Raw genomic sequence first — 12,700 nt, 5'->3', positions numbered from 1 at the left:
GAGGACGGGGAGGGCACAAATGGCGGATTCTGCTGGGCACCGGGCGTTGGCCGGAGTGCTGGCACAGCTGGCGGGGCCGGGGGCGAGCCCGCGGGATGATCAGGTGGCGGCGGTCGACGCCTTGCTCGAGGGGCGTCGGGTGTTGCTCGTGCAGGCCACCGGGTGGGGCAAGTCGGCGGTCTACTGGGCGGCCGCGGCGGGCCTGCGCGCCGCCGGTCGGGGCCCGACCCTGGTGATCTCACCGCTGCTGGCGTTGATGCGCGACCAGGTCGCGGCGGCCGGGCGGGCCGGGCTGCGGGCCGCGACGGTGAACTCCGCGAACGTCACCGACTGGCAGGAGACCTTCGAGGCGTTGCGGGCCGATTCCCTCGACGTACTGCTGGTCTCTCCGGAGCGGCTGGCCAATCCGCGCTTCGCCGACGTGGCGCTGCCTTTGCTGGCCGGCGCGGGCCTGCTGGTCGTCGACGAGGCGCATTGCATCTCCGACTGGGGATTCGACTTCCGGCCGGACTACCAACGACTCACCCGGCTGCTCACGAAGCTGGCCGACGACGCGCCCGTGCTGGCCACCACCGCGACTGCGAATGCCCGGGTCACGCAGGACGTGGCCCGCCAACTCGGACCCGACACGGTGGTGCTGCGCGGCCCGTTGGCCCGGGCCAGCCTGCGGCTGTCGGTGGTGGGCGGCCTGGACGGCATCGGCCGGTTCGCGTGGGTCGCGCAGGCGCTGGATTCCTTGCCGGGCTCGGGAATCGTCTACGGGTTGACCGTCGACGCGGTCACCTCGTTGGCCGAGTTCCTGCGCGGGCAGGGTCACCGCGTCGCCGCCTACACCGGGCAGACCGAGCCGGAGGAGAGAGCCCGGATCGAGGCGGCGCTGCGGGCCAACGAGCTCAAGGCCGTGGTCGCGACCTCGGCGCTGGGGATGGGATACGACAAGCCCGACCTGGGTTTCTGCGTCCACGTCGGCTCGCCGGACTCCCCGGTCGCCTACTACCAGCAGGTGGGCCGGGCCGGGCGGGCGTTGCCGCCGGAGTTGGCCGAGCGTGGCGCGGTCGGGGTGCTGCTGCCCGCGGCCGAGTCCGACCCGCGGATCTGGGAGTACTTCGCGACCGCGACCATCCCCGACCCGGTCGCCGCCCGCCGGGTCCTGGAGTTGCTGGGCGACGGCGCGGCCCGCAGCGTGCCCGCGGTCGAGGCCGAGACCGGCCTGCGCCGCGGGCGGTTGGAGGCGCTGCTGAAGACGTTGCACGTCGACGGCGCGGTCGACCGCGACGGTTCGGGTTGGCGGGCCACCGGCGCGGAATGGGTCTACGACAAGGCGAAGTACGACCGGATCGTGGCCGCCAGGCGTGCCGAGGCCGGCCTGATGCGGACCTATGCCTCCGGCACCCGGTGCCTGATGGAGGTGCTCACCGAGGCCCTCGACGACCCGGCGGCCGGGCGCTGCGGGCGGTGCTCGGTGTGCACCGGGGAGTTGCCCGGGCCCGGCGCCGCCCCGAACGCGGAACGGCTGGCCGCCGCGGCCGGCCACCTGCGTGGGCGCTCACACACCCTCGAGCCGCGCAAGCTGTGGCCGACCGGGTCGGGCCGGAGGGGGAAGATCGGCGGCGTGGCGCCGGGGCGGGCCTTGGCGTTCGCCGACGACCCGGCCTGGACGAGCGTGATCGCGGAACTCGCCGGGCCCGACGACGAGCCCTCGCCGGACTTGTGCGACGGGCTGGTCGCGGTGCTGAAATCCTGGGCGAAGGACTGGACGACGCGCCCGGTCGCGGTGGTCCCGGTCCCCAGCCGCTCCCGGCCGCGCCGGGTGGCCGGAATGGCCGCGCACGTGGCTGCGGTCGGGCGGCTCCCGTTGCTCGACGTGCTTGCCGTCGACGGCCCGACGCCGCCGGAGGAGACAGCTTCGGCCACCCGCGTCGAGGCGTTGCTCTCCGGCCTGCGGGTCGCCGGCACCGACCCTCTGCCCAGGGGCCCGGTGCTTCTGGTCGACGACGTCATGCGGACCGGTTGGACCCTCACCGTCGCCGCCGCGCTGCTGCGCGACGCCGGGGCCGAGGAGGTGTTTCCCCTGGTCGGGCACCGGAAGCCGTGAGTTGCCGGGGGCGTGGTACCGGCAACTTTGATCAGGTCCGGCGGTGGCCGGATGGACCGGTGATCCAGGGGGTAGGCATCCGCCCATGTGTGGATTCGCAGGTGAACTACGCCTCGACGGCGGGCGGCCCGACGTCGCGGCTGTCGACCGGATGGCCGCCACGATGGACGACCGCGGACCGGACGGATCCGGGGTCTGGGCCCACGGCCCGATCGCGCTGGGCCACCGGCGGCTGCAGATCATCGACCTGTCCGAGGCCGGCGCGCAGCCGATGGTCGACTCGGCCCTGGGTCTCGCGGTGGTGTTCAACGGCTGCATCTACAACTACCCGCAACTGCGTGAGCAACTGATCGGACTGGGCCACCGGTTCTTCTCCACCTCCGACACCGAGGTCATCGCCAAGGCCTACCGGCAGTGGGGCGAGGACTTCGTCGACCACCTGATCGGCATGTTCGCGATCTGCGTCCACGAACGGGACACCGGACGCACCGTGCTGGTGCGCGACCGCCTGGGCATCAAACCGCTGTACCTGACCGAACGCCCCGGCGCCCTGCGGTTCGCCTCGACCCTGCCCGCGCTGCTGGCCGGCGGCGGGATCGACACCGACATCGACCCGATCGCACTGCACCACTACCTGACGTTCCACTCGATCGTCCCGCCCCCGCGCACGATCCTGGCCGGCGTCCGCAAACTGCCGCCGGCCACGATGGCGACCATCGGCGCCGACGGCCGCCGCACCGAGCGCGTCTACTGGCAGCCGGATTTCACCCGATCCGCCGCGCACGCGGACTTCTCGGCCCGCGACTGGGAGGAGGCGGTGCTGGAGTCACTGCGCATCTCGGTGCGACGGCGCCTGGTGGCCGACGTGCCGGTCGGCGTCCTGCTGTCCGGTGGGCTGGACTCCAGCCTGGTCGTCGGCCTGCTCGCCGAGGAGGGGCAGAGAGGCCTGGCCACGTTCAGCATCGGCTTCGAGGCCGCCGGGGGCGAGGAGGGCGACGAGTTCAAGTACTCCGACGTGATCGCCCGCGAGTTCGAGACCGACCACCACCAGATCCGCGTCCCCACGCAACGGATGCTGCCCGCCCTGCCGCGTGCGATCGCGGCGATGAGCGAGCCGATGGTCAGCCACGACGCGGTGGCGTTCTACCTGCTCTCGCAGGAGGTCGCCAAGCACGTGAAGGTCGTCCAGTCCGGGCAGGGCGCCGACGAGATCTTCGCCGGCTACCACTGGTACCCGCCCATGCGCGAGGCCGGCGACGACCCGGTCGGCACCTACGCGGCCGCCTTCTTCGACCGCACCCTGGCCGCCCGCAACGCCGCGCTGAACCCCCAGTACCAGCTGGACTGCGACCACAGCCGCGAGTTCGTCGCCGCGCACTTCGCGGCCCCGGGCGCGGCGACCGCGGTCGACGCCGCGCTACGGCTGGACTCGCAGATCATGCTGGTCGACGACCCGGTCAAGCGTGTCGACAACATGACCATGGCCTGGGGCCTGGAGGCCCGGGTCCCGTTCCTCGACCACGAACTGGTCGAACTGGCCGCGCAGTGTCCGCCCGAGCACAAGCTGGCCCAGGACGGCAAGGGCGTGCTGAAGGAGGCCGGCCGCCGGGTCATCCCGGACGCGGTCATCGACCGGCCCAAGGGCTACTTCCCGGTCCCCGCGCTGAAGCACCTGGCCGGGCCCTACCTCGAGCTGATCACCGAGGCACTGCACTCACCGGCCGCCAAGGACCGCGCACTGTTCACGGATGAGGAGGTCGCCCGATTGCTCGCCAACCCCAACGGCGAATTGACGCCGCTGCGTGGAAACCCATTGTGGCAGCTCGGTCTGCTCGAGCTCTGGCTGCAGTCACACGGAATCTGACGACCAATCAGTCAAATGGTCGAAGAACGTGGTAAGGAAGGCACGGTCATGGGATCCACCCCGACGAGTTCGCCGGAAGTCGCAAAGCACGGCAGAGCAGCGCACCATCCGTTGTCCGACGGCACCGACCGCGACCGGGAATGGTGGCGTCCGCAGTCCTGGCGGGTACCCGAGACCGGGCAGAACGTCGCCCTGGAGTGCGGCTGGGGCCGCCTCGTGCTCGGGCAGACCTTCGCCGAGCCCAAGGACCTGCTGGCGGTCCTGGCCGAGGAGGCCCGCGGCCGACGCGACATCTGCATGTATGTGACGGAGCCTCAGGTGCTCGTCAGCATGGCGCCCTTCGAGTTGTTCATCGACCCCTCGGTCACCTACCGACTGTGGCTGCAGGAGCAGCCGATCGCGGAACCGGCCGACGGCGCCATCCGGGTGCGCCCGCTGCGCGACCGTTGGGACGCCGACGCGATCAACCGCGTCTACGCCGGCTGCGGGATGCTGACCGCGCCACCGCGCAAACTGCTGGAGAATGCGCAGGGCGAGGTGTTCACCTACCTGGTCGCCGAGGAACGCGACACCGGACGGGTGGTCGGCACCGTCACCGGGATCCACCACGGCGCGGCGTTCAACGACCCCGAGCACGGCTCCAGCCTGTGGTGCCTGGCCGTCGACACCCAGTGCGGACGACCCGGCGTCGGCGAGCAACTCGTGCTCACCCTGGCCCATCAGATGGTCGAGCGCGACGCGGCCTACCTCGACCTGTCCGTCATCCACGACAACGAACCGGCGATCCGGCTCTACGAGAAGTTGGGCTTCGTGCGCGAGCCGGTTTTCTGCGTCAAACGCAAGAACCCAATCAACGAACGGCTCTTCGCCTCCAACCCCGCGGAGGACTACGCGCAGCTGAACCCCTACGCCCGCATCGTGGCCGACGAGGCCGTCCGGCGCGGCATCCACGTCGAGGTGCTCGACCCGGAGTGGGGCGAGATCCGCCTGACCCACGGCGGACGCAAGATCATCACCCGCGAGTCGCTGTCCGAACTGACCACCGCGGTGGCGATGAGCCGCTGCGACGACAAACGGGTGACCCGGCGCCTGCTGGCCCGCGCCGGGCTGACCGTCCCACAAGGCCACAGCGCCGACGGCGGCACCGGCGACGCCGAGTTCCTGGCCGAGGTCGGCTGCGTGGTCGTCAAACCCGCCCGGGGCGAGCAGGGCCAGGGCATCACCGTCGGCGTCACCGACACCGAGGGGTTGACCCGCGCGGTCAGCACCGCCCGCGCGTACTGCAGCGAGGTGCTGCTCGAGGAGTGTGTGCGGGGCGAGGACCTGCGCATCGTGGTCATCGACCACGAGGTCATCGCCGCCGCCGTCCGCAAGCCCGCCACCGTGATCGGCACGGGCGAGCACACCATCCGGGCGTTGATCGAGACCCAGAGCCGGCGTCGTGCCGCGGCGACCGGCGGTGAGTCGCGCATTCCCGTCGACGACACCACCCGCGAGATCCTCGCCGCCGCCGGCTACACCCTCGAGGACGTGCTGCCGGTCGACCTCGAACTGATCGTGCGTCGCACCGCGAACCTGCACACCGGCGGCACCATCCACGACGTCACCACACACCTGCACCCGGACCTGGCGGCCGCGGCGAAACTGGCCAGCATCGTGCTCGACATCCCGGTGGTGGGCCTGGACCTGATGGTGCCCGCGGTCGACGAGCCCGAGTACCACTTCATCGAGGCCAACGAACGCCCCGGCCTGGCCAACCACGAACCGCAGCCCACCGCCGAGCGATTCGTCGACCTGCTGTTCCCGGCGACCCGTCCACTGCCCGCGGTCTGGGACCCGACCCAGGCCGGACTCGACGCCGACCACCAGGTATGAGGGAGAACATGACCACGGCCGCGGGTGGCCAGGACGAGGGCCCGAGCCCGAAGATCCTGCCGATCGACGAGGACTGGATGCGGGAACTGCTCCTGCGTCTGCTGGTCACACCCAGCCCGACCGGCCGAACCGACCAGATCATGCAGTTCCTCGGCGAGACCCTGAACGACCTCGGCATCCCGTTCGAGCTGACCCGCCGGGGCGCGTTGCTGGCCACGTTGCGCGGTCGGCGGCGGGCACCGGCCCGGGCGATCGTGGTGCACTCGGACACGATCGGGATCACGGTCAAGCGCCTGAAGCCCAACGGTCGGCTGCAGGCGGTGCCGATCGGCACGCACAGCGCACGGTTCTCCGAAGGCGCGCGGGTCACGATCTTCACCGACGACCCCGCCGTGACCTGGTCCGGGACGGTGCTGCCGTTGAAGTCCAGCGGGCACGCGTACGGCGACGAGGTCGACACCCAGGGCGTGGGCTGGGACCACGTCGAGATCCGCGTCGACGAACCCGTCCACGACGCCGCCGACCTCGCCGGCCTGGGCATCCAGGTCGGCGACTTCGTCGCCCACCACGCGCTGCCGGAGATCACCCGTTCCGGCTACGTGAAGTCCCGCCACCTGGACGACAAGGCCGGCCTGGCCGCCGCGATTGCCGCGTTCAAGGCCGTCCAGGAGACCGGGCTGGAACTGCCGGTGACCTCCCATCTGCTGGTCACGATCGCCGAGGAGGTCGGCCACGGAGCCAGCCACGGCCTGCACGCCGACGTGGCCGAGATGGTCTCGATCGACTCCGCCGTGGTCGCCCCGGTCCAGGAGGGCACGGAGACCGGCGTCACCGTCGCGATGCAGGACATGACCGGGCCGTTCGACTTCCACCTGACCCGGCGGCTGCTCGCGTTGTGCGCCGAACACGGGATCGAGCACCGGCGCGACGTGTTCCAGAACTACCGCTCGGATGTCGCCGCAGCGCTCGAGGCCGGCGCCGAGATGCGCGCCGCGCTGATCGGGTTCGGCACCGACGCCACCCACGGCCACGAGCGCACCACGATGAACGCGATCCGCAACATCGCCGAGCTCACCACCGTCTACCTGCAGAGCGAGCTCACCTTCGCCGAGTGGGACGCCCACCGCCGCGGAGACCTGGCCGACTTCCCCGGCGACGACCAACCGGCAGCCCAGCAGCCGACCGTGAGCGCCGAGCCCGACCCGGCCGAACCCGACACCTGAGCCTCGGCCCGGCCGTGCGCGCGGGAAGGCGCCCACGCGACACGACCGGGAATCTGAGGGGCGCGTCAGCTACGACTGTCCTGCAGGCCGGGCGCCAGCAGGAACTGCCCGGCGGGCAACTTCTCCGCCCCGCCGTACGGGGTGACCTTGTTCTCGGCCACCCAACGTTTCTCCGCGATCGACTCGAACGGCGGCGGGATCTCACCCTGCAGCGACCACAGGTCGAAGGGCGTCTCGTCGATCGACAACTCCCAGTCGAACCCGCGATCGGCAACCCACGGCGCGACCAGCGCGGCCAAGGTGTTCACCCACCACTCGCGCAGGACCGGCCCGGGCAGGGTGCGCGCGATCTGGTCGACCTTCAGGCGGACGAAGTTGTCGTGCCGCTCGCCGCCGACGTACATGTTGCCCGCCGGGATCCCCTCGAACACGGCGACCACGTAGAACTTCGGGATCGGGATCTGCGCGTACATGCTCGTGATCGTCTCCGCGAACTCCTTCTTGTCCTGCTCGGAGTAGGCGTCAGCGGGGTGGTAGATCTTCCACAGCGGCATCGAGTTCTCCTTCGAACACTGCCAGAACTAGGGATTACGGGGGTTTGCGCGAGAACCGTGGCACTGGGGCCTGGGACGTGCTCGCGGGTGCCAATACTGTATGCGAACATGCATAAACGTCAATAGTCGCCGCGCGAGTCGCTTGTGCGGCACCCTTCGGCCGACGCCAGGTACTATTGGCCTCGGTGGCGTACGCCGCCCCTCCCGCGGACGAGCGGTCCGCGAGGTCGCAAGTGGTCAGTTGCTCCGTCATCGGGTCGGCTCTCGCACGTAAGCGGCCCGGTGCAACAGGAGCTGCAACCAGTGCCAGCAGTGAGTACCCCGCGGCCTGCCCGCGACCGACGCAGGCCCGGCCGACCGGCGGCCCGCGCCACCGCACGCCCGACCGAGCGCCCGGCGCCGGTCCGCAGCGACCTCGAGATCGCCCTCGACGCCGCCGCGGCCCTGCCCGAGCCGCCGGCCCGTTCGTTCGCCCAACTCGGCCTGCCCGACCGGGCCGTCAGCATCCTCGCCGCCCGCGGCGTGCATGAGCCGTTCGCGATCCAGGCCCGGGCCATGCCCTCGGCGCTGGCCGGGCGCGACGTGCTGGCCCGCGCGGCCACCGGATCGGGCAAGACCCTGGCCTTCGGGCTGCCGATGCTCGCCTCGATCGCCGCGGCCGGCCGCCGGCCCGGCCCGGGCCTGCCCCGGGGCCTGGTGCTGGCCCCGACCCGGGAACTGGCCCGGCAGATCGCCGCGGCCCTCGAGCCCGTCGCGACCGGCCTGGGCCTGCGCGTGGCCGCGGTCTACGGCGGCGCGAAGATCAGCAAGCAGATCGAACGGTGCCGGCAGGGCGTCGACGTCGTGATCGCCACCCCCGGCCGACTGATCGACCTGATGGAGCGCTCGGTGGTGTTCCTCGACGCGATCACCGTCGCCGTCGTCGATGAGGCCGACCACATGGCCGACATGGGCTTCCTGCCCGACGTCACCCGGATCCTCGACGCGACCCCGACCGGCCGCCAGTGCATGTTGTTCTCGGCCACCCTCGACCGCCGGGTGCAGGGCCTCGCGGCCCGGTACCTCCTCGACCCGGACGTGCACGCCGTCGTCGGCACCCAAGGCGCGAGTGCCTCGGCCATGGAGCACCGCGTGTTCACCCTCGCGGCCGCCGACAAGACCGCGATCGCCGCCGAGATCGCCCAACGCCCGGCCCGCACCCTGTTCTTCGTCCGCACCAAGCACGGCGCCGACCAACTGGCCGGGGAACTGCGCAAGCACGGCGCCGACGCCGCCGCGATCCACGGCAACCTCAACCAGAGCCAGCGATTGCGGGTGCTCGACGCGTTCGCCTCCGGCCACACCCGGGTGATGGTGGCCACCGACGTGGCCGCCCGCGGCCTGCACATCCCCGACGTCGACCTGGTCGTGCACTTCGACCCGCCGCACGACCACAAGGACTACCTGCACCGCTCCGGGCGCACCGCCCGGGCCGGCGCCGACGGCACCGTGCTCTCCCTGGTCCAGCACCACGAGCGCCGCAAGGTCGCCCGCATCCACGCCGACGCCGCCGTGGTTGCCGAGCAGACCGAGGTCGTCAGCGGCCACCCGGCGGTGCGGGCCATGGCCGAGTCCGGCACGCCCATCACCGTCGTGCCGCCGCAACCGGTGGCGGCCGGGCACCGGCCCCGACCGAAGTCCCAATCGCACGCCACTCGCAGCGGCCATCGGACGCCGTTCCGGCGGACCGACGCGCCGTCAGGCAATCCCGCACGACCCAGTCGGCCGCGCGGCAACTGAGGCGGTAGGAACCGACCGAAAGTGCGGATTCCGGTCCGCCCGGCTGGGTTGCGGAGGTAGGTTTCCGTCCACCCACACCCGGCGGGGGACCGATGCGCACTTCCACCACTGTTCTCGCGCTGCTCGGCGTGGCCGCGGGGCTCACCGCGGCCGCGGCCGCCCCGAGCTCCGCGGCCGCCGAGCCGGGCACCGCCGGCTGCCATCTCGTGCTCCCGGCCTCCCACCAGGCCGACGGATCCGGCACCAGCCGGACCTCGCAGGTCCAGGTCGACAACCCGGCCTCGGTCACCCTGGCCTCCGCCTGCTCCGGCGCGCCGCTGTCGGTCGACGACATCCTGAGCATCCAGGCCACCGGGCACGGCGGCGCCGGCGGGTTCATGGCCCAGGACTTCTCGAACAACAACTGCCAGGGCGACGCCACACTGGACCCGGTCAACGTCACCGGCCTGTTCAAATCAGGCACCTACGCGGTCACCATCCACACCGGCAAGGACTGGAACTGCACCGGTCCGAGCAGCAACCCGGACATCTACCTGATCGTCAAACCGCGCGCCTGATCCCGGCATCCGGGCAGAGCTTCCGAGTCAAAGGAACTCCCAGGGAATCTCGAAACAACCCCCAAGCCGCGGGCCCGATCTTGGTGCTCGCGGGGACCGTGCGGCCGCCCGCGTACGCCGAGGGGGCGCACAGATGAGCACGATCATCGACACGACGGAATCGACCGGCACAGCTACGGCGCCGGTCCTGCCCAAGCAACGGCGCCGCAGCCCCCTGCGCCGCAGCGCGCCGCCGCCCCCGCCGTCGACCGAGATCGTCATGCCGAAGCGGCCCCGGCGACGCAAGTGGGTCGCCGCCGGGCTGGCCGTGGTGCTGCTGGCCGGCACCGGCACCGCATGGGCGCTGACCCGCGGCAGTGGCACCCCCGCCCCGGCCTCGCGGACGGTCACCGCGACGATCGCCACCGGCGACGTATCGCAGAGCGTGCAGACCTCCGGCACCGTCGCCGCGGCCGACGTGGAGGACCTGAGCTTCCCGAGCTCCGGCACGGTGAACGCGGTGAAAGTCACCCTGGGTGAGAAAGTGACGAAGGGTCAGGCACTCGCCTCGATCGACCCGACCTCCTTGCAGCTGGCGGTCAACTCCGCGCAGGCCTCCTACACCCAGGCCGCCGCGCAGCTGTCCTCGGCGCAGGACAACCTGGCCGCCGACCAGGCCACGTTGAAGGCGCTGCAGGCGACCACCGCCTCGACCACGACCTCCGCCACCGACCTGGCCACCCAGGAGGCGACCGAGCAGTCCGCGATCACCAGCGACAACGCGCAGGTCACCGGGGCGCAGTCGCAGGTGTCCAGCGCCCAGCAGAGACTGGCCACCGCGAAGACCGCGCTGTCCGGGGCCACGCTCACCTCCCCGATCGCCGGGGAGGTCGCCGCGGTGAACGTGGCGATCGGCGACTCGGCCTCCTCCGGGACGGCGATCGAGGTGATCGGCACCAAGAACTGGGTGGTCAGCACCAGCGTGTCCGGCGCCGACGCGGACTCGATCAAGGTCGGCCAGGAGGTCACGATCACCACGTCCGGTTCGAGCACCCCGGTCTACGGCACAGTCGCCACGATCGGCGCGACCGCCGCGTCCTCCTCCACCGGTGGAGCAGTGGAGTTCCCGGTCACCATCGACGTGACCGGCTCGCCGACCGGCCTGCACCCCGGCGACACCGCCTCGGTCTCCATCATCACCCAGCAATTGAGCAACGTGCTGACCGTGCCGACCGCCGCGGTCTCCCAGAACAGCGGCGGGCAGACCGTGGTCACCAAGCTCGTCAACGGCTCCCCGCAGGCCGTCGCGGTCACCCTCGGCGCCAGCTACGGCACTTCGACGGTCGTGACCTCCGGGCTGTCCGCCGGCGACCAGGTGCAGTACACGATCACCGGCCTGGCCGGCAGCGTCTCCCGGTCCACCACCCGCACCGGGACCGGCGGGGCCACCGGCGCGACCGGGTTCGGCGGCGGGACCTTCGGCGGTGGCTCGTTCAGCGGTGCACCCACCGGCCCCTGACCCTCTCCAGGGGCGACGAGCCCGGGACGGTGTGGCAGGCCCCCCTCTGCCGTACCGTCCCGGGCCTTCGTGTGCCCGAAAACCCCTTCCCGACAAGGGAATTCGACTCACCGAATGTCAAAGCATCGGTTCTGGCAGCTCAAAACATCGGTGAAGCTGCGCACCTCATTGTCGTTCGCAGAGGGGCCGCAGGCACTCGTCCCGAGCCCACACCACCACAGACCTGAGGGAGCATCAGAAATGCCCAGTCTCACTCGCCCCGCCATCCGCCGGACTCTCGGCGCCACCGCGTCGGCCGGCCTGGTCATCGGGTTGCTGGCCGCGTGCGGTTCCGGCAACACCGCGTCGGCCGCCGACAACAGCGCGACCACAAACAACTCCGCGGGCGCCTCGACCGGCACCGGCGCAGGCGGCGGCACGGGTCGCGGGTTCCCCGGGGTCAACGGCCAGATCGCCGCGGTCAGCGGCAAGACCCTGCAGGTGCAGGGCTCGAACTCGCAGACCGCGGTCACCTACACCACCTCGACCGCGCTCACCCAGGTGGTCAGCGCCGCGGAGTCCGCACTGGCCGTCGGCAAGTGCGTCTCGGTCACCCCGGCCGCCGCCACCGGCGCCACCGGATCCACCGAATCCACCGGATCCACCGGATCCACCGGCGCAGCCGACACCTCGACCCCGATCACCGCCGCGTCGGTCTCGATCAGCGACCCGGTCAACGGCAGCTGCTCCACCTTCGGCGGGACGGGCGGTGGCTTCGGCGGCCGACCGGCCGGTGCGACTGGCGCTACCGGCTCCTTCACCCCGCCCGCCGGGGCGTCCGGCGCGACCGGCGCGACCGGGGCCCGCGGGGGGCGGGGCGGCTTCGGCGGGGCCAGCGGCACCATCGCCTCGATCTCCGGCGAAACCATGACCGTCACCATGACCCGCCCGGCCGCCGCCACCGGCGCCACCGCGGCGAGCGCGACCAGCACCCGCACGGTGACGCTGACGTCCGCGACCACCTACACCAAGTCCGAGAAGGCCGCCGACAGCGCACTGACCGTCGGGAAGTGCGTCAGCGCGCAGGGCACCACCGACTCCACCACCGGTGCCCTGACCGCCAACTCGATCACCATCCGCCCGGCCACCGACGGCACCTGCTCAACCGGCTTCGGCGGCGGCGTCCCGGGTGCTGCCGCGGACCAAAACGCGGCCGCCACGTCCAACTGATCACCCTCGGCGTCGAGGACCGGCAGGCCGACCCGTGGTGGGTGCA

The 12,700-nt window shown here is 71.7% G+C and carries 9 protein-coding genes; 8 read left to right on the top strand and 1 reads right to left on the bottom strand.

Annotated features, from left to right (window positions below; translation table 11 throughout):
- The first annotated feature begins 19 nt into the window (after positions 1–19).
- The 4 genes from VHU88_01130 (at position 20) to VHU88_01115 (ending at position 7,057) form a co-directional block, all read left to right on the top strand.
- Positions 20–2,095, top strand: coding sequence for a DEAD/DEAH box helicase (locus VHU88_01130; protein HEX3610267.1), 2,076 nt, complete (start codon positions 20–22; stop codon positions 2,093–2,095).
- A gap of 85 nt (positions 2,096–2,180) precedes the next feature.
- On the top strand, positions 2,181–3,959 hold the full coding sequence (locus VHU88_01125; protein ID HEX3610266.1) for an N-acetylglutaminylglutamine amidotransferase: 1,779 nt from the start codon (positions 2,181–2,183) through the stop codon (positions 3,957–3,959).
- A 48-nt stretch (positions 3,960–4,007) separates the two neighbouring features.
- The gene (ngg, locus tag VHU88_01120; GenBank protein ID HEX3610265.1) at positions 4,008–5,834 is read left to right on the top strand and encodes an N-acetylglutaminylglutamine synthetase; all 1,827 of its coding nucleotides are present in this window, start codon (positions 4,008–4,010) and stop codon (positions 5,832–5,834) included.
- Positions 5,835–5,842: 8 nt separating this feature from the next.
- The gene (locus VHU88_01115; GenBank protein ID HEX3610264.1) at positions 5,843–7,057 is read left to right on the top strand and encodes an osmoprotectant NAGGN system M42 family peptidase; all 1,215 of its coding nucleotides are present in this window, start codon (positions 5,843–5,845) and stop codon (positions 7,055–7,057) included.
- 65 nt (positions 7,058–7,122) lie between these two features.
- Here the strand turns inward: VHU88_01115 and VHU88_01110 are convergent, their stop codons facing one another.
- Entirely contained in the window at positions 7,123–7,611 is a 489-nt protein-coding gene (locus VHU88_01110) for a tautomerase family protein (GenBank protein HEX3610263.1), read from the bottom strand.
- Between the two features lie 303 nt (positions 7,612–7,914).
- Here VHU88_01110 and VHU88_01105 point away from each other — a divergent pair, with 303 nt between their 5' ends.
- The 4 genes from VHU88_01105 (at position 7,915) to VHU88_01090 (ending at position 12,654) form a co-directional block, all read left to right on the top strand.
- Positions 7,915–9,390 (top strand): DEAD/DEAH box helicase, encoded by a 1,476-nt coding sequence (locus VHU88_01105; GenBank protein HEX3610262.1) that lies wholly within the window; start codon positions 7,915–7,917, stop codon positions 9,388–9,390.
- A gap of 92 nt (positions 9,391–9,482) precedes the next feature.
- The gene (locus VHU88_01100) at positions 9,483–9,947 is read left to right on the top strand and encodes a hypothetical protein (GenBank protein ID HEX3610261.1); all 465 of its coding nucleotides are present in this window, start codon (positions 9,483–9,485) and stop codon (positions 9,945–9,947) included.
- Between the two features lie 133 nt (positions 9,948–10,080).
- Positions 10,081–11,445 carry an efflux RND transporter periplasmic adaptor subunit gene (locus tag VHU88_01095; GenBank protein ID HEX3610260.1) on the top strand — a complete coding sequence of 455 codons (1,365 nt, stop codon included), beginning with the start codon at positions 10,081–10,083 and terminating at the stop codon, positions 11,443–11,445.
- Between the two features lie 240 nt (positions 11,446–11,685).
- Positions 11,686–12,654, top strand: a complete 969-nt coding sequence (locus VHU88_01090) for a DUF5666 domain-containing protein (protein HEX3610259.1) — start codon at positions 11,686–11,688, stop codon at positions 12,652–12,654.
- Positions 12,655–12,700 lie beyond the last annotated feature (46 nt).

The organism is Sporichthyaceae bacterium (genome assembly GCA_036269075.1).
Lineage (GTDB): Bacteria > Actinomycetota > Actinomycetes > Sporichthyales > Sporichthyaceae > DASQPJ01.
This window is presented reverse-complemented; position numbering and strand designations above follow the sequence as displayed.

Excerpts from the sequence above, each read along its gene's own strand:
- VHU88_01100 (HEX3610261.1), top strand. The coding sequence starts at position 9,483 with ATGCGCACTTCCACCACTGTTCTCGCGCTGCTCGGCGTGGCCGCGGGG.
- ngg (HEX3610265.1), top strand. The coding sequence starts at position 4,008 with ATGGGATCCACCCCGACGAGTTCGCCGGAAGTCGCAAAGCACGGCAGA.
- VHU88_01130 (HEX3610267.1), top strand. The coding sequence starts at position 20 with ATGGCGGATTCTGCTGGGCACCGGGCGTTGGCCGGAGTGCTGGCACAG.
- VHU88_01115 (HEX3610264.1), top strand. The coding sequence starts at position 5,843 with ATGACCACGGCCGCGGGTGGCCAGGACGAGGGCCCGAGCCCGAAGATC.
- VHU88_01090 (HEX3610259.1), top strand. The coding sequence starts at position 11,686 with ATGCCCAGTCTCACTCGCCCCGCCATCCGCCGGACTCTCGGCGCCACC.
- VHU88_01095 (HEX3610260.1), top strand. The coding sequence starts at position 10,081 with ATGAGCACGATCATCGACACGACGGAATCGACCGGCACAGCTACGGCG.
- VHU88_01110 (HEX3610263.1), bottom strand. The coding sequence starts at position 7,611 with ATGCCGCTGTGGAAGATCTACCACCCCGCTGACGCCTACTCCGAGCAG.
- VHU88_01125 (HEX3610266.1), top strand. The coding sequence starts at position 2,181 with ATGTGTGGATTCGCAGGTGAACTACGCCTCGACGGCGGGCGGCCCGAC.